Genomic DNA, 16,745 nt, shown 5'->3' with positions numbered 1-16,745 from the left:
TTTATGTGTGGCATATACATAACCAACATAGATTATAAAAAAGAAACAATTGTTAATAAGCTTGATAAAATCAAGTTTAGAGGTCCAGACAATACTGGTGTTGAAAAAATAAATAACATTTCCCTTGGTCATCTAAGGTTATCAATTTTAGATCTTAATAACAGATCTCATCAACCAATGGTTTTTAACAACCTTTCCATTACGTTTAATGGTGAGATATATAACTATGAAACCATAAAAGAAGAATTAATTACATTGGGCTATAGTTTTGATACTGAAAGTGATACTGAAGTATTACTTAAAGCTTACCATGAGTGGGGTAAAAACTTTCTTGAAAAGTTAAACGGAATGTTTGCTTTTTCTATTTACGACACTAAGAAAAACACTATTTTTTCTGCCAGAGACAGATTAGGAGTTAAGCCTTTTTATTACTACTGGAATGAAGGCGTTTTTGAAATTTGTAGCCAGCTAAGACCCTTAATAAACGAAAAAAGCACAGTTAATAAGCAAGCTATAAGTATTTTTCTTGATTGCGGATACATCCCTAGTCCATATTCAGCTATAGAAAATATTTTTAAATTACCTCCAGGTAATTATATGGAAATTGATTTAAATAAAAATCAATTTTCAATAACACCATATTGGGATTTAAAGAAAGTTGATTTAACGACAGCAAGTTATGAAGATGCCAAGGAAGAGGTTCATGAGCTTCTAAAAGATGCCGTAAAAATTCGTTTAAGATCAGATGTTCCTATTGGTTCATTTTTATCTGGCGGAATAGACTCTGCTCTAGTTTCGGCAATAGCGTCAAAAATTTCAGAAGATCCTATTAATACATTTTCAATTGGTTTTGAAGATCCTAGATATGATGAAAGTAAGATTGCCGAACAATATGCAGAAATTTTAAATACAAATCATAAATCCATTGTTTGTAAAATTGAAGACGTTCTAAATTTAATACCAAATTATATTGATGTTTATGACGAGCCATTTGCTGATAGCTCTGGTTTACCATCATTATTATTAAATTCTGTTACTAAGCAACATGTAACAGTAGCGCTTTCAGGTGATGGTGGTGACGAAAGCTTTTTAGGCTACAATTATTTTTCATTTCTTAAAAAGAATAAAGCAATTTTCACACTCCCTTTAAGTATAAGAAAACTAATTATTGGAATCAAAGGACTAGATTTAATAAGACTATTAACAAAAAAAAATATACCTAAAAAGCTATTTGCAACCAAAGGTATTAATCAATATATCATTGGTCATTTTACAGGTTACGATAGTTTTCAAGAAAAAAGATTTACAAGTTGGCTTAAGCATTATTCTAGTTTTAAATTACATGCCAAACATTACCTTCAAAGAGCAGCAGATTTGAATATTAAACTTTGGTTAGAAAATGATAGCAACGTAAAGGTTGACAGAGCAAGCATGGCATATTCTGTTGAAGTAAGAAGCCCTTTCTTAGATTATAGGGTTGTAGAAAAAGCCAGAACTCTTCCAGTTGATTATAGGTTCAGAAACAATACAAGAAAGAAAATTCTTAGAGATATATTGAGTGAATATATTCCTGAAGATGTATTTGATCAACCCAAAAAAGGGTTTAGTATCCCTCTAGGAAATTGGATGAGAAACGAACTTAAAGATGAAATTTTAAATAATCTCGATGATGACTTTTTAAATTTTGTACCTAATTTAAATACTAAAAAATTTAAAAAAATATTAGATAGCCATATGCAAAAGCATATGGACTATAAAACCAACATTTGGAAATTATACGTACTACGTAAATGGTACGAAGAATTTGGTTTTTATCCAAAGCATAAAAATGAGTAAAACTAAAGTACTATTCATATTACCAACATTAACCGCTGGTGGTGCCGAACGTGTTATATCTTTTGTTGCTCAAAACATAGATAAAAACAGATTTGAGAGCACGTTATTAATTACTGGTCATAAAAACGATGCTGCTTACATAATTAATGGCATAAAGATTAAATTTCTAGAAAAATCTAGGGTTTTAAATGCTGCTCCAAGTATTTTTGGCTTTCTATTGAGGCACAGACCTCATGTAGTAGTGAGCTCTATTGGGCACTTAAATACTTTAATGGGTTTGATGTCTCCTTTCTTCTTCAAAACAAAATTCATCATAAGAGAAGCAAGTGTAATTTCTGCTATGAGTGAGGCACATGGTGCTGATGATAACAATGTGAGCTTAATTCATAAATTGGGCGGAAAATTAGTCCATCTAAGTTATAAAATGATTGATAAAGTTATTTGTCAATCTAGAGATATGGCAACCGACTTTAAAAATATTTTCAATTTACCAGATGAAAAAATGGTCATTATCAACAACCCTATTACCAATACTTTTCCTTTAAAAAATAGTTGTGATAATTCTGATAAAGCTATTAAATTTATTACTGTTGGCCGTTTGAGTAAAGAGAAAGGGCATCGTAGAATTCTAAAGTTATTATCTCAACTAGAATTTAATTTTAAGTACACAATTATAGGAAGTGGTCCTTACAAAGAAGAAATATTCTCAGAAATTGAACGCTTAAAACTCACCAACCAAATAGAATACATTCCTTATACCAAAGAAGTTCTTAAACATATATCAAAACACGATATGTTTTTACAAGGATCTTACGTAGAGGGGTTTCCAAACACCGTTTTAGAAAGCTGTTTAGTTGGCACACCAGTTCTTGCATTTAATGTTCCTGGTGGAACCAAAGAGATAATTAATCATGAGAAAAACGGTTACCTAGTAGACACAGAGAAAGAGTATTTACATTATTTAAATAATAGGCTTAATTTAGCCCCGGAATTGATACGAGAATCTGTTGAAAAAAAATTCAATAAAGAAACTATTTTAAAACAGTTCGAAGCATTATTCAACTAATAATCGATATGGAACAACCTATTAGAATTTTACAGGTTTTAACAATAATGGATCTTGGCGGTGCAGAAACCATGATTATGAATTATTATAGAAATGTTGATAGAACCAAAGTTCAGTTTGACTTTATGCTACATCGTCCATTCAAAGGTGCTTTTGATGAAGAAATAAAAGCTTTAGGAGGAAAAATACATATTATGCCAGCAATAAACCCTAAAAATTATTTTTCATATAAAGAAAAATTAGAGGTGTTTTTTGATGAGCACACAGAATATAAAATTGTACATTCTCATTTAAATGCACTTAGCAGTATTATTTTAAGTGTTGCAAAAAACAAAGGTATACCTGTAAGAATTGCTCATAGTCATTTGGCTGTAGAGGCCTTGGTTTTAACTAAAATATTCAAAAAGAATACAGATATTAAGGCCACTATTAAAGATTCCATCCAATCTTTGGTAAAATCTAAAGTACCTAAAGTAGCGTCACATTACTTTGCCTGTGGAGTAAAAGCAGGAGAATGGCTTTTTGGCAAAAAAATCTAAAAATGTTACGGTAATTAACAATGCTATAAATTCGCATAGCTTTATTTACAGTCCAGAAAAAGCAAAATCTATTAAAGAAAAACTAAATCTAGTAGATAAAAAAATAATTGGCCATGTAGGTAGATTTAACGAACAGAAAAACCATTTCTTTCTAATAAAAGTTTTTAATGAAATAGTTAAAAAAGATAAGAACTGTGTTTTATTACTTATTGGAGATGGTAACCTTAAAGAACAAATAGAGAAAGAGGCCGAAAGATTAAATATAAAAGAAAATGTATTATTCTTAGGCTTACGAAAAGACATACCAGATTTATTACAAGCTTTTGATTTATTTCTATTTCCATCACTTTACGAAGGGTTACCAGTAACTTTAATAGAAGCCCAAGCTGCTGGTTTAAAAATTGTGACTTCTAATACTGTAACTACAGAAGTAGATATTACTAATTTAATTACGTTTTTAGATCTTAAAGACTCACCAAAAAAATGGGCCGAAACAGTTTTAGAAGAAATAAATTACAACAGAATCAATACAATTAACCAAATCAAAAGCGGTGGATACGACATTGAAAACAATGCGAGAAACTTGCAAAATTTTTACCTAAAAACTAGTACAAATGTGCGGAATTAACGGATATATAAAATTCAATAAAGAGAGTGAATCTCAGCTTAAAGCTGACATGAACGCTATGAATGACCTCATTTTTCATCGAGGTCCTGATGAAGATGGTGTGTTTACTGAATCTAACAGTACATATTCTATTGCTATGGGTATGAGACGATTATCCATTATTGATCTTAGTTCTGGAAAACAACCTATTTATTCAGACAACAAAAATATCATCATAGTTTTTAATGGTGAAATTTATAATTATAGAGAATTAAAATCTAAATTAGTTGGTGAAGGTGTTAAATTCCATACGTCTAGTGATACCGAAGTAATTTTAAAACTCTATGAAAAATATGGCCCAGAATCTTTTAAAGATTTAGATGGCATGTTTGGATTTAGTATTTACGATAAAAACAAAAACAAACTTTATATAGCAAGAGATTTCTTTGGAGAAAAGCCCTTATATTATTACAAAACAGACAATCAACTAATTTGGGGTTCAGAATTAAAATCTTTAATAAATACCATAGGAAACAAACCTGAAATCAGTAAAGAAGGCCTTAATCTTTACTTCCGATTAACTTATATACCTGCACCTCATACCATCTATGAAGGTATTCATAAGCTTGAAGCCAATCATTATATAGAATTAGATATTTCTAAAAATACGCATGAAATAAGATGTATTAATGATTTTGAAACTTCAGATAAAATTGATGTATCCTATCAAGATGCTACTGCAAAAGTTAAGGATATGGTGTATGAAAGTGTTCAGAGCAGGTCTATATCTGATGTACCTTTAGGTACATTTTTATCTGGTGGCGTAGATTCGTCAGTTGTTTCTTTGTGTCTTTCGCAAGGTGTAGAATCAAAAATAAATACATTCTCAATCGGTTTTAAAGAGGCAAGTTTTGATGAGTCCGAAAAGTCTAGAGTAGTTGCCAAACTTATTAATAGTAATCATCATGAATTTATCATTGATGAAAACGATTTAAAGGACAACATTGCTGAAATTATCTTAAACTTTGATGAGCCTTTTGCTGACTCCTCTGCCCTACCTACATATCTAGTTTCAAAGAAAACAAGTGAACATGTAAAAGTTGCACTTACTGGAGATGGTGGTGATGAAGTTTTTGGCGGTTACAACAAACATTACATTGGTAAATTAAATAAGCTTTATACCTCTTACATTCCTAAGTTTGGACATAAACTACTTTTAAAAACTTCAGACAACTTATTCAAAACTCGCGATGATAATAGAGGAAGACGCTATCAATTGAGGAGACTCATAAATAGTATAGATTATGATGGTGAATTTTATTGGGATATAATTTCACTTGCCAATACTAGTAATGAGGTTTCTGAAATTATAAAACCTAATTGGCATATTACAAATATATTTAAGGAATATCAATCTGCATTTGGATTAGAAAAGCCAAAAACCTTAAATGATTTCAGAAAAATTGATAGACATATTAGTTTAGAAGGAGATTTACTTGTTAAGGTTGATAGAACTAGTATGCTTAACTCTCTAGAATGTAGAGCACCATTTTTAAATAAAAAATTATGGGATTATACCAAAACCCTACCTGATAATTACCTTCTAAATAGATGGGATAAAAAAAGAATTCTAAAAGATGCTTTTAGAGATCAATTTCCAGAAAAATTTTTAGACATTTCTAAAAGTGGATTTGGTGTACCAGTAGGAAACTGGTTAAGAACTATTCTAAAAAAGAATTAGAAAGTTTTATTGATAAAAAAGGCTTAGAGCAACAAGGTATATTTAAAACTACCGACATTATAAGTTTAGTACAAAATCATTTAAGTGGCAGTAAGGACAATACATTTAAAGTTTGGTCCTTCTATTGTTTTCAAAAATGGTACTATAACACCTATAAATAAATGGATTCTGATAGAAAAAAATAGTTAGAATTACTACAGTAGCCGGATCTTTAACCACATTACTTAAAGGGCAATTAGATTTTGTTGCAAAAGATTATGATATGGTTATCATATCTTCTAGTGATGAATATAACAGGTTAGAAGATTTGGGTAAAAAAAGGGAATGAAATCCATTGCCGTAAATATGACTAGGCAAATTACCCCTTTAAAAGATTTAGTAGCTGTTTTTAAATTATACAAAATATTAAGAAAAGAAAAACCATTTATAGTGCACTCACACACTCCTAAAGCTGGTACTTTAGGGATGATTTCTGCAAAACTTGCTGGTGTACCAAATAGATTACACACCATAGCAGGTCTACCTTTGGTTGAAGCTGTTGGGTTTAAGAAAAAATTATTGGTGTTTGTTGAAAAAATCACTTATGCCTGTGCTACCAAAATTTATCCTAATTCATATGGACTAAAGGATATTATTTTAGATGAAAAAATAACTAAACCATCCAAGTTGAAAATCTTAGGAAAAGGAAGTTCAAACGGTATTGATACAGCTTATTTCAATAAAAATCATTTTTCTGAAGAAAATAATCTAGCCCTTAGAAAAAATTTAAACATTCATCAAGATGATTTTGTATATGTTTTTGCTGGAAGAATGGTTAAAGACAAGGGGATTAATGAACTGATTCAAGCCTTTGCAAAATTAAACGAAAAATTTAAAAACGTAAAATTATTACTATTGGGAGGTTATGAGGCTGAATTAGATCCACTATTACCTGAAACAACAAACATTATTGATAAAAACACCAACATAGTTACTCCTGGCTGGGTTGATGATGTAAGACCTTATTTTTCTATTTCTAATGCTTTAACATTCCCTAGCTATCGCGAAGGTTTTCCTAATGTTGTAATGCAAGCCTGTGCCTTAGAATTGGCATGTATTGTAACTGATATTAATGGCTGTAACGAGATTATTAAACATAATGAGAATGGTATAATTATTCCAAAAAAGGACAAAGAAGCACTCTACAATGCCATGGAATTAGTAATAACAAACCAAGACTTACTTAACGCTATGGGTAAAAAATCAAGGGAGATTATAGTAAATAATTATGAGCAAGAGTATGTCTGGAAATCGATTTTAGATGAATACCGCCAATTATAAAATTAATTAATTATGTATAAAAATATATTTAAAAGGCTATTAGATTTCGTATTGTCTTTATTTGGATTAATAATGCTTTCGCCATTATTATTGATAATTACTGTAACTCTATTTTTCTTAAATGATGGAAAACCCTTTTTCTTTCAAAAAAGACCGGGTAAGAATGAAAAATTATTCAACATCATCAAGTTCAAAACAATGAACGATAAAACAGATAAAAATGGGGAATTATTACCAGATACTTTGCGTTTAACTCGCCCAGGAAAATTTGTTAGAAAAGCTTCACTTGATGAACTTTTGCAATTAATAAATGTATTTAAAGGAGATATGTCCTTAGTTGGGCCTCGCCCACTATTACCAAGATATTTACCATATTATAGTCAAGAAGAAAAAAGAGACATACAGTAAAACCTGGTATTACAGGTTTAGCTCAGGTTAATGGAAGAAACCTTATTGGTTGGGATAAAAAACTAAGACTTGACATTGAGTATGTTGAGAATTTATCATTTATTAACGATGTTAGGATTATTTTCAAAACAGTACATAAGGTTTTAGTGCCTAAAGAAGTATCTGTGGACACAACCAATGTTGAACCCTTTTTAGATGAAATTCGAAAAAACACCATCTAAAAAACATAATTTTAATTATTAGGCCTTAATATTAGTTATTCAAAATTAAAACTAACAGTTTAACGAAAAAGATTACTTTTCTTATTAATTTAATTTAATTTTGTAGTAAAACAAGAAACTAACATTTTTGTATAATAAAATCTAATAAGTTGAAAATTAAAGTCATAAAACAAAAGTCGGATTGGGATAAATTCTTAGGATGTGTAGAATTCTACGACTTTTATCATACTTTTGATTACCATCAACTATCAAAAAAAGATGATGAAGAAAGTGTATTAATCACTTATGAAGAAGATGAAGCTTTAATTGGCTTACCTTTAATTGTTAGAAAGATAAAAGGTACTGATTATCTTGATGCTACATCCGTTTATGGTTACTCTGGTCCAATCTGTAATGATATCTCAGAAAATTTCAACTTTGGTAATTATCAAAGTGCTTTAAAATCTCACTTTCTTACCAACAAAATAATTAGTGTTTTTGCTAGATTACATCCTTTTTCTGCGATTCAGAATATGGCGTTAAAAGACTTTGGTGATTTGTCTTATCTAGGTAAAGTTGTAAATATCAACTTAACGTTAGAGTTAGATGAACAACGAAGAAAATATAAGAAAAGTTTAAAAACAAGAGTTAACAAAGCAAAAAGAATGTTATCTCTTAAGGTAGCCTCTACTCCCGAGGATTTCAAAACTTTTATTGATATATATTATGAAAACATGGAGCGACTTAACGCTAAAAACTTTTATTACTTTAGTGAAGAGTATTTTCATGAGTTTCTAATGTCTGATGATTTTAAAACAGATGTTTTAATTGCAATTGATAATGAAACAGGAGAAGCTGTTGCAGCAAGTATGTTTGTAAAAACAAAAGATATAGTACAATACCATTTATCTGGCTCTGTTACAAAACACCTTTACCTTAATGGAATGAAGTTTTTACTAGACCATATGCGTGTCCAGGCTTCTGATGAAGGTTTTAAATATTTTAATTTAGGAGGAGGTTTGGGTGCAAGTGATGATTCTTTGTTTATGTTTAAATCCTCTTTCTCCGATGAACATCATCCATTCTACATATGGAAACTCGTTATAGACGAAGTAGCCTATAATCAAGTATGTGAAAAAAATGGAATAACTCAAAACGATTCTTCATACTTCCCTTTATATAGGTTAAATGAAAATATTTAATTCATTTTTCTTTAAAAACACCTATTACAACGAATAATTAGCAACTTTTAAATTTATTTGTTGAATTTATATTATTTTAGGTTTCGCTAAGAAAAATAAAAATATAATTACACTACAAAAGAATATTGAAATTATAAAAACTAAACCTGAATGGAATAGTTTTTTAGAGACTGTTAATGAACACGATGTTTATCATACATATGATTACCATCAAATATCTAAACAAAGCTCAGATACTGCTATACTAATAAAGTATAAGAAAAATGACATTCTTATTGGTTTACCTTTAATAATAAGGAAAATTAAGGATTCCGAATATTTTGACGCTATATCTGTATATGGTTATTGTGGTCCTATTTCAAACAGTTTACCGGAAAATTTTAATCCAGCCGATTTTCAAGAATGTTTAATGAGTTTTTTTAATAAAGAAAATATTATTAGTGTTTTTGTTAGATTACACCCCTTCTTACCATTTCAAAACACTATTCTCAAAAGTTTAGGGAGTTTATCTAATTTAGGCAGGGTAGTTAATATAAACCTTAGCTTAACACTCAAAGAACAAAGACAAAATTATCATAGAAGGCTCAAAACTTATATCAACAAAGCAAATAGAAATCTTAGTTTGAGAGAAGCTAATTCTAAAGAAGACTTTAAGTTTTTCAAAGAAATGTATATTAAAACTATGGGGAGAGTAAAAGCAAAAAGCTTTTACTATTTCAATGATAATTATTTTGAAAGTTTAAGGTCTTCAAGTGATTTTGAAACTGAAACCTTACTTTGCTATACATAATGAAAGTGGAAAAATAATTGCCGGTGCAATGTTTATTAAAACAAAAACCACTATACAATATCATTTGTCAGGATCTATAGATGAATTTTTAGAATACAATGGCACCAAATTTCTTATAGATCAAATGCGTTTAAAAGCAGTAGAACAAGGCTACACCAATTTTAATTTAGGTGGTGGTTTAGGAGCTAATGAAAATGACACTCTTTTTAAGTTTAAATCTTCATTTGCTAATGAGTATCATCCTTTTTTTGTTTGGAAATTGATTACAAATAAAACTGTATATGATACTATTTGTGAAAAGAATAATGTTTTAAATGAAAATTCTAATTATTTCCCTCTTTACAGATTAAATGAAAATCAATAACACATAAAAAATGTTATTTTGAGTTCTTAAGATAACTAGCAACTTGTTCTGCAACTTGCTCGTGCCCATAACAAGTCCAATGGTGATCGTAATCAAAAGTCCAACTATTACTGTCTTTACTCGAATCTAAAGTAATAACATCAAAACCTATATCAGCACATTTTTGGATTAATTCATCACTAGAATTTGGATGAAACACCAACACTTTGTCGTTTATTTTATAGTTGTTTTTAGTATAACTTAAAAGCGCTTCAATCTCATAAGCATGTTTTAACTCTTTTTTAATACCAACATGTTTTTTGATAGGTTTTTGTTGAGATTTTTTAAAACTAAAATTTAATGGGAATCTATTATAAAAGTAATATAACAATTTCCAATTGTATAAAATCTTTTTTAAACCAGGTGCCTTCATTTCGCCGTAAACTATAGTACTCTTTTCTATATCTAATTGAGTGATATCCTGTTTGATCTTTATTTCCTTAACACTCTCATAAAAATCACTATCATTTACATAAATCAAACTTTTCACAGGCTGCAAAGAATCCATTTGTTTAGCTATTTCAAAAGCCTCAATAAAAGAGACACCTGAACGCGCTGTTTCTAAAAAATTAAAATTATCCATTCTTTCCTCTAGAAAAGTGGATTGGTGGCACTCATTGGCATTCATAAAATTCTCTATGAAAGAGTCTCCAATTACCATAATTAAGTTATCATAACTTTTTGGTAATTTACCAGGCCATCCTAACTCATTTATTAGCCAAGTGTGAGTCCCATCTACCCAAGACCCTGTTTGATTGGGATAATACTTTTGAATACCATCTTCATCTATTGTACGCTGCGGTAAATCAGATACTGCATGAGTTAGCCTAACAACTACTTCACCTACAATCATTATTGTAATGATAAACAAAACTATATTTCGTATAAACTTAACCATAACTTAGAATTGGAAATAAATAAATTCTTGCTGCTCTCCAGTAAAGCTAAACATTAAAACGATGAGCATAATGTAAAAACCCCATCTTAGTGGTTTATTCATAAAATCGACTTTTTCAATAGCATATTCTCCAGTTCGTCCCAGCCATTCAATAGCAATAAAAAATAACACTAATAACAATATAGTTGTGGGAAATATTTCAAAAGATGAAAACAACGAGCTTGTAAACATACCTTTTAAATACAACAATGCGTGAGATACTGAATCTGCCCTAAAAACACCCAAGCAATGAGTGTTAATAAAAATGTGATTCCTATTTGATAAAACTCTTTAAAATTCGGCAGATATTTTCCTTCAGCAACTATATCAGTATTCACTCTATTTTTATTAGCAAGCATTAATGGCAAGAAATATATGGCGTTTAAAGCCCCCCATATAATAAATGTCCAATTTGCGCCATGCCAAAAACCACTAACAATAAAAATTATAAATGTGTTTCTTATTTTCATTTTTGTGCCACCTCTACTACCGCCAAGTGGTATGTAAAGGTAATCTCTAAACCATGTTGATAATGATATATGCCACCTTCTCCAAAACTCTGCAATATCTCTTGAAAAATAAGGAAACGCAAAATTTCGTTTTAAATCAAAGCCAAATAATCTTGAGACACCGATTGCTATATCTGAATATCCTGAAAAATCTCCATAAATTTGAAATGCAAAAAAGAATGCCCCTAGAAGCAATGTGCTTCCTGAATAATCATCATAATTATTAAAAATTATATTTGCATATTTTGCACAATTATCGGCAATAACAACTTTTTTAAATAAGCCCCATAATACTTGACGCATACCATTAATAGCTAAGGCATAATCAAACTTCCTTTTAGTATAAAATTGAGGAAGTAAATTTGTCGCCCTTTCTATTGGACCAGCTACTAACTGAGGAAAGAAACTTACAAAAGCTGAAAAAGCAATAAAATCTCGCGTTGGCTCTAACTTTTTATTATAAACATCTATAGTATAACTTAATGTCTGAAACGTATAAAAGCTTATCCCAACTGGTAAAATTATATTTAAAGAATTAATAGTCAACGGTTGTCCTAGAAGGGTAAATGAATCTACTAAACTTTCAATAAAGAAATTGTAATACTTGAAAAAACCAAGAAAACCAAGGTTTACACAAATACTTATCCATAGTAAAGTCTTACGCTTTGTTTTAGCTTCTGTCTTTTTTAGAAGCAAACCAATACTATAATCTACTAAAGAACTAAAAGCAATTAGTGAAAGAAATCTCCAATCCCACCAGCCATAAAACACATAACTAGCAATACCTATTAATAGATTTTGGGCTTTTAAATACTTTGCTGTTACAAACCAATATAAAATAAAAACTATTGGCAGAAATACAAAGAACTCTATAGAATTAAATAACATATAAAGTAATTATAAGTAGGTTATTATTTGGTGTATTAAAAAATACTGGGTAAATATCTTTTAACAAATGTACTAAATCAAAATTTTTCTATGAATTGCATAATAATTACCTTCACAAACACAATTAGGCAAATTATTAAATAAAAAGCCCCTTAAAAAGGAGCTTTAATTTTATAATAGAAACAATATCATACATTTACATTTCATTAAATATTGAATGCATCAATCGTTTTTTGTCATTTATACTTTCCTCAAGAGAAATCATAGTTTCTGTGCGATACACTCCTTCTATTTCATCAAGCTTGAAAATTACTTCTTTAGCATGTTCTGTGTTTCTACCTCTAATTTTACAGAAAATATTAAATTTCCCTGTAGTAATATGAGCTACAGTTACAAAAGGTATTTCATTAATACGCTCTAAAACAAACTGAGTTTGCGACGTATTATTTAAATACACCCCTACATATGCTATAAAAGAATATCCTAATTTTTTATAATCAAGAGTTAGAGAAGAACCTCTAATAATTCCAGATTCTTCCATTTTTTTAACACGAACATGTACTGTTCCTGCAGAAATTAAAAGCTTTTTGCTATATCTGTAAAGGGAATTCTTGTGTTATCAATTAACATGTCAAGAATTTGGTGATCTATTTCGTCTAATTTTATTTTCGCCATAATTAACTTTTCTTAAATAAAAAGCAAAAATAGTACATTTTCTCTAAAGATTACGCATAATTGATGCATTTTATTTTGAAAATAATGCGATTTTCTCATTATTCAATTTTACGAAAACGTTTTCGTAATCTATTTTCAATATTTCATCATCAATTGTTGAAACCACACCCCTACTAGCATCAATCTCATTATGAGCAAAATAATTAGATAAATCTTCTAATTTTTTTACAATAGGCATAAATGTTACTTCATGATTAATTAAACGTTCTTCAAATTGAATAGCAATATCAGTAGTTTCTTTGTCATCTATATTAAGTTTTGCATTTCTTATAATAACATCGAAAAAGAATTTCCCGTTTTCAGGAATATCAAAGTATGCTTCATAATTACTACCATCAACTTCATTATTAGCTATATAAAATAAAGAGGTTAAATAAGACATATATATCAATTCACGAGTTTTCTCTCTTGCATAGTCATTAGTAAAATGTCCGGCTTCAAATAAAATAGTTGGTACATTTTCGCTCTGAAATGTATCCCCAACACAATTTAAGTTAAACGCATCATCATAAACCCCAACTTGGTTTGGTATCTGTACTTGTAATGCCTTATTCATTTCCACAATAATTTCCATAGCTACTTTTCTGGTTGGTGTTACTGTACAGGCTTTATCCTGCGCTGGAGCTAAAAATGATACGGTAGCCGATTTATTAGTATTGCCTACGCTAAAAATAGTGCGTTGTCCATGTAAATTGTAGCAAAAATCTGGTTTAAATGCTTCAAAACTTTTCTCAACACCTTACTTTCAGGTTGAGAACGATTTTGCGCATCTCTATTTAAGTCCACTTCATTAGCATTTACACGTGTATACACCTTTGCGCCATCTGGATTTAATATTGGAATAATTAAAATAGTGCATGATTTTAAAATAGCATCTGTAAAATCATTACCTGAAATACATGTATTTAAAAAATCAAAAATAGCTTTTGTAGTAGTAGATTCATTGCCATGCATTTGCGACCACATCAAAATCTTTTTATCGCCATTTCCAATTTTTATGGAATAGATAGAATCCTCTAAAACAGATTTTCCAACAACTTTTACCTCAGCATATTCTTCAAAATTAGGAAGAAGTGGCACTATATTTTCATTGGTAATATACCTGTGAAATAAAGTTGATTCTTTGTGTTTTTGAAATAAGGATTGTAATGTTTTAACTGACATATATTTTAATTAAAACACAAATGTAAACATTTACAATTTTACAATTGTAAACATGCTTTTTGCTTAATTTGTATACAATACTAAACGCTCTTGGTGTAGTTTTCCACGTTTAATCGCATCAAAAACAGTTGAATTATAAACAAAGGCGTAATCATCATAATATCATAAATTTAACATGTATTATTTAAACATATAATATAATTATTTTTTAATTTAAATTTGTTTTTCAATTTAAATTAAAGCAAAATTATTACATTTGTAACACAAAATAGCCCCATGCCTAATTTACAATGATAAACAGCGAAGATTTTACAAAAAGACTCCAAAAAGTCATTGAATATTACGGAGAATCCGCATCTTCTTTCGCTGAAAAAATAGGCGTGCAACGTTCTAGTATTTCTCACATTTTATCTGGGCGAAACAAACCTAGCTTAGAATTTGTATTGAAGATTTTAAATACTTTTCCTGAAGTTGAATTGTATTGGCTTTTAAATGGCAAAGGTTCTTTTCCAAAAAAACTAACTACCGAAAATACTTCTTCTAACCTTTCAACTTTTAGCAGCATTGAAAAACAAAAAGACACAAAAACATCAAGCGAAAAGAGAATTGATCGCATTGTTATTTTTTATTCTGACGGAAGTTTTGAAAGTTTTAATAAATAAACTCCCAGTTTCTTAATTTTGCAATAAATTTCTACCACACATGAAGAAAACACTATTCACTTTATTAAACATTGTATTAATAACTTCTTGCTATAACGCAGAACGCAATTGCAACAACTACAAAATAGGCGAGTTTTACAGTAAAACAAAAATAAACGGCGTAATACTTAAATCTGAATTTAAAAGAACTAAAACACTTCAAATTGAAACTTACAATAATCATATAGATTCATCCGAAGTACGATGGATTAATGATTGCGAAGCTGTTTTTAAAACCATTAACCCTAAAAACATGGCAGAGCAAAAAGATATTCATTTCAAAATTCTTACCACAACAGACTCCTCATACACCTATGAATATTCATATGTAGGCAAAACTCAAAAAGAAAAAGGAACAGCTTTTAAAATAAATTAAAAACTAATCAAAAGGATATAAAAAAGATTCCACCATCTCAAAGTCAATAGTTTTATCTTCATTAATGTAATATTTCACAAAAACCTCTCCCCAGTACTCTCCATCAGAGAAATCAGCAATTATCCATTTATGATTTAATAGTTTTACTGTATTTATCAACATTTTTCTGCCTTCAGATGATGCGTAAGGCACAATTGGGTGCTGCTCTTTTACTTCATTAGTCGTATAAATTTCATCTTTAATAAAAGGAATTAATTGACTAACATCATAACCATCTTTTTCAAAATAAGTTATTGCATCTTCATTTTTTTCTAAGTTAAAATGTGTTTTAGTAGAAATTTCATCATTCAACTTTACAATTGAATCTTGAAATTTTTCAACTTTAGCTCTCGCATTTTTTAGTTTTATATTTTGATCTTCAAAAATACGTTTCGCATTTACATATTGAAACAACACCAGCAGTATTGAAAACACGAATAAATACATAAAAATTTTCTGTTTCATATCTATTATATAGTAATTTCTAAATTATCATAAGCCAAAAACACATGCTTAGGCAATTGTCGCTCAACTTCTTCGTGAAAACCAAGCATATGACTTATGTGTGTTAAATAAGCACGTTCTGGATTCACTTTATCTATAAACTCAAGAGCTTGCTCCAAATTAAAATGCGAATAATGAGGTTCTATTCGTAACGCATTAATCACAAGCACTTTTACATTTTTAATCTTTTCAATTTCGACATCTTCAATGGTTTTCATATCTGTTAAATATGCAAAATCATTAAATTTAAATCCAAAAACAGGCAAATCCATATGCAAACCTTTTACTGGCAAAACTTCAATATCTTCAATTATAAAAGGTTTGTTTTTAATTCTATGAATCGTTACAGAGGGCGCCCCTGGATATTTGTTCTTAGTCGCAAAAATATAGTCGAATCGCTTTTTTAGAGATTTCAAAACACGCTTATGAGCATAAATTGAAATAGCGCCTTGTTTAAAATAAAACGGACGTATATCATCCAAGCCTAAAACATGATCTGAATGCTCATGTGTAAACAAAATACCATCAACTCGTTTACATCCAGAGCGCAACATTTGATGCCTAAAATCTGGACCACAATCAATTACATAACTATTCGTATTCCATTCAATTAAAACTGAAGATCTCAAACGCTCATCTTTACTATTAGTACTTAAACACACAGGATGTTCACTACCTATTACGGGTATACCTTGAGATGTTCCAGTACCAAGAAAAGTAACCTTCAAAACGCTTAATTTTATAACAAAAATAGGGTTATTTTTTTGTATGCTCCCTTAT

16 protein-coding genes and 3 pseudogenes are annotated in these 16,745 nt (G+C 29.5%); 12 read left to right on the top strand and 7 right to left on the bottom strand.

Annotated elements, in window-relative coordinates; translation table 11 throughout:
* Window positions 1–3 precede the first annotated feature (3 nt).
* The 10 genes and pseudogenes from asnB (AC0L5U_RS03365) (at window position 4) to AC0L5U_RS03320 (ending at window position 10,073) form a co-directional block, all read left to right on the top strand.
* Window positions 4–1,836: an asparagine synthase (glutamine-hydrolyzing) gene (asnB, locus tag AC0L5U_RS03365; RefSeq protein ID WP_473414655.1), complete on the top strand. Its 1,833-nt coding sequence runs from the start codon at window positions 4–6 to the stop codon at window positions 1,834–1,836.
* Window positions 1,829–2,902, top strand: coding sequence for a glycosyltransferase (locus AC0L5U_RS03360; protein WP_473414654.1), 1,074 nt, complete (start codon window positions 1,829–1,831; stop codon window positions 2,900–2,902). The genes asnB (AC0L5U_RS03365) and AC0L5U_RS03360 overlap by 8 nt, the downstream gene beginning before the upstream one ends.
* A gap of 8 nt (window positions 2,903–2,910) precedes the next feature.
* Window positions 2,911–3,441, top strand: coding sequence for a glycosyltransferase family protein (locus AC0L5U_RS03355; protein ID WP_473414653.1), 531 nt, complete (start codon window positions 2,911–2,913; stop codon window positions 3,439–3,441).
* Window positions 3,425–4,069, top strand: a complete 645-nt coding sequence (locus tag AC0L5U_RS03350) for a glycosyltransferase (RefSeq protein WP_473414652.1) — start codon at window positions 3,425–3,427, stop codon at window positions 4,067–4,069. The genes AC0L5U_RS03355 and AC0L5U_RS03350 overlap by 17 nt, the downstream gene beginning before the upstream one ends.
* Window positions 4,056–5,789, top strand: a complete 1,734-nt coding sequence (gene asnB, locus AC0L5U_RS03345) for an asparagine synthase (glutamine-hydrolyzing) (RefSeq protein ID WP_473414651.1) — start codon at window positions 4,056–4,058, stop codon at window positions 5,787–5,789. Before AC0L5U_RS03350 ends, asnB (AC0L5U_RS03345) begins: the two co-directional genes overlap by 14 nt.
* Window positions 5,790–6,113: 324 nt before the next feature.
* Window positions 6,114–7,109 (top strand): glycosyltransferase family 4 protein, encoded by a 996-nt coding sequence (locus tag AC0L5U_RS03340; protein ID WP_473414650.1) that lies wholly within the window; start codon window positions 6,114–6,116, stop codon window positions 7,107–7,109.
* A gap of 12 nt (window positions 7,110–7,121) precedes the next feature.
* Window positions 7,122–7,738: pseudogene (locus tag AC0L5U_RS03335) on the top strand (sugar transferase).
* A 149-nt stretch (window positions 7,739–7,887) separates the two neighbouring features.
* Window positions 7,888–8,919 (top strand): GNAT family N-acetyltransferase, encoded by a 1,032-nt coding sequence (locus AC0L5U_RS03330; RefSeq protein ID WP_473414649.1) that lies wholly within the window; start codon window positions 7,888–7,890, stop codon window positions 8,917–8,919.
* A 409-nt stretch (window positions 8,920–9,328) separates the two neighbouring features.
* Entirely contained in the window at window positions 9,329–9,709 is a 381-nt protein-coding gene (locus tag AC0L5U_RS03325) for a hypothetical protein (protein ID WP_473414648.1), read from the top strand.
* Window positions 9,672–10,073 (top strand): peptidoglycan bridge formation glycyltransferase FemA/FemB family protein, encoded by a 402-nt coding sequence (locus AC0L5U_RS03320; protein ID WP_473414647.1) that lies wholly within the window; start codon window positions 9,672–9,674, stop codon window positions 10,071–10,073. Before AC0L5U_RS03325 ends, AC0L5U_RS03320 begins: the two co-directional genes overlap by 38 nt.
* 13 nt (window positions 10,074–10,086) lie before the next feature.
* On the opposite strand, the gene AC0L5U_RS03315 is transcribed toward AC0L5U_RS03320, so the two are convergent.
* From AC0L5U_RS03315 to AC0L5U_RS03295, 5 genes and pseudogenes are all read right to left on the bottom strand, one after another.
* A complete protein-coding gene (locus tag AC0L5U_RS03315) occupies window positions 10,087–11,010 on the bottom strand; it encodes a hypothetical protein (protein WP_473414646.1) in 924 nt (307 codons plus the stop codon).
* Between the two features lie 3 nt (window positions 11,011–11,013).
* Window positions 11,014–12,446: pseudogene (locus tag AC0L5U_RS03310) on the bottom strand (MBOAT family O-acyltransferase).
* Between the two features lie 196 nt (window positions 12,447–12,642).
* Window positions 12,643–13,121 (bottom strand): annotated as a pseudogene (locus AC0L5U_RS03305) (Lrp/AsnC family transcriptional regulator).
* Window positions 13,122–13,191: 70 nt separating this feature from the next.
* Window positions 13,192–13,755 carry a hypothetical protein gene (locus AC0L5U_RS03300; protein WP_473414645.1) on the bottom strand — a complete coding sequence of 188 codons (564 nt, stop codon included), beginning with the start codon at window positions 13,753–13,755 and terminating at the stop codon, window positions 13,192–13,194.
* Window positions 13,756–13,841: 86 nt separating this feature from the next.
* Window positions 13,842–14,345, bottom strand: a complete 504-nt coding sequence (locus AC0L5U_RS03295; protein WP_473414644.1) for a M14 family zinc carboxypeptidase — start codon at window positions 14,343–14,345, stop codon at window positions 13,842–13,844.
* Between the two features lie 290 nt (window positions 14,346–14,635).
* On the opposite strand from AC0L5U_RS03295, the gene AC0L5U_RS03290 reads away from it, so the two are divergent.
* Window positions 14,636–15,007 (top strand): helix-turn-helix domain-containing protein, encoded by a 372-nt coding sequence (locus AC0L5U_RS03290; protein WP_473414643.1) that lies wholly within the window; start codon window positions 14,636–14,638, stop codon window positions 15,005–15,007.
* A gap of 40 nt (window positions 15,008–15,047) precedes the next feature.
* On the top strand, window positions 15,048–15,422 hold the full coding sequence (locus AC0L5U_RS03285; RefSeq protein WP_473414642.1) for a DNA topoisomerase IV: 375 nt from the start codon (window positions 15,048–15,050) through the stop codon (window positions 15,420–15,422).
* Between the two features lie 3 nt (window positions 15,423–15,425).
* Here the strand turns inward: AC0L5U_RS03285 and AC0L5U_RS03280 are convergent, their stop codons facing one another.
* Both AC0L5U_RS03280 and AC0L5U_RS03275 read right to left on the bottom strand, forming a co-directional pair.
* Window positions 15,426–15,926, bottom strand: a complete 501-nt coding sequence (locus AC0L5U_RS03280; protein ID WP_473414641.1) for a hydrolase — start codon at window positions 15,924–15,926, stop codon at window positions 15,426–15,428.
* A gap of 5 nt (window positions 15,927–15,931) precedes the next feature.
* A complete protein-coding gene (locus tag AC0L5U_RS03275; protein WP_473414640.1) occupies window positions 15,932–16,693 on the bottom strand; it encodes an MBL fold metallo-hydrolase in 762 nt (253 codons plus the stop codon).
* Window positions 16,694–16,745: the final 52 nt, after the last annotated feature.

It is taken from the genome of Jejuia sp. G7-7, assembly GCF_055808955.1.
Note: the sequence above shows the minus strand (reverse complement) of the source record. Positions and strands in the feature narration are given on the sequence as shown.

Excerpts from the sequence above, each read along its gene's own strand:
- AC0L5U_RS03360 (WP_473414654.1), top strand. The coding sequence starts at position 1,829 with ATGAGTAAAACTAAAGTACTATTCATATTACCAACATTAACCGCTGGT.
- asnB (WP_473414651.1), top strand. The coding sequence starts at position 4,056 with ATGTGCGGAATTAACGGATATATAAAATTCAATAAAGAGAGTGAATCT.
- AC0L5U_RS03280 (WP_473414641.1), bottom strand. The coding sequence starts at position 15,926 with ATGAAACAGAAAATTTTTATGTATTTATTCGTGTTTTCAATACTGCTG.
- AC0L5U_RS03325 (WP_473414648.1), top strand. The coding sequence starts at position 9,329 with ATGAGTTTTTTTAATAAAGAAAATATTATTAGTGTTTTTGTTAGATTA.
- AC0L5U_RS03300 (WP_473414645.1), bottom strand. The coding sequence starts at position 13,755 with ATGGAAATTATTGTGGAAATGAATAAGGCATTACAAGTACAGATACCA.
- AC0L5U_RS03290 (WP_473414643.1), top strand. The coding sequence starts at position 14,636 with ATGATAAACAGCGAAGATTTTACAAAAAGACTCCAAAAAGTCATTGAA.
- AC0L5U_RS03340 (WP_473414650.1), top strand. The coding sequence starts at position 6,114 with ATGAAATCCATTGCCGTAAATATGACTAGGCAAATTACCCCTTTAAAA.
- AC0L5U_RS03315 (WP_473414646.1), bottom strand. The coding sequence starts at position 11,010 with ATGGTTAAGTTTATACGAAATATAGTTTTGTTTATCATTACAATAATG.
- AC0L5U_RS03285 (WP_473414642.1), top strand. The coding sequence starts at position 15,048 with ATGAAGAAAACACTATTCACTTTATTAAACATTGTATTAATAACTTCT.
- asnB (WP_473414655.1), top strand. The coding sequence starts at position 4 with ATGTGTGGCATATACATAACCAACATAGATTATAAAAAAGAAACAATT.
- AC0L5U_RS03355 (WP_473414653.1), top strand. The coding sequence starts at position 2,911 with ATGGAACAACCTATTAGAATTTTACAGGTTTTAACAATAATGGATCTT.
- AC0L5U_RS03295 (WP_473414644.1), bottom strand. The coding sequence starts at position 14,345 with ATGTCAGTTAAAACATTACAATCCTTATTTCAAAAACACAAAGAATCA.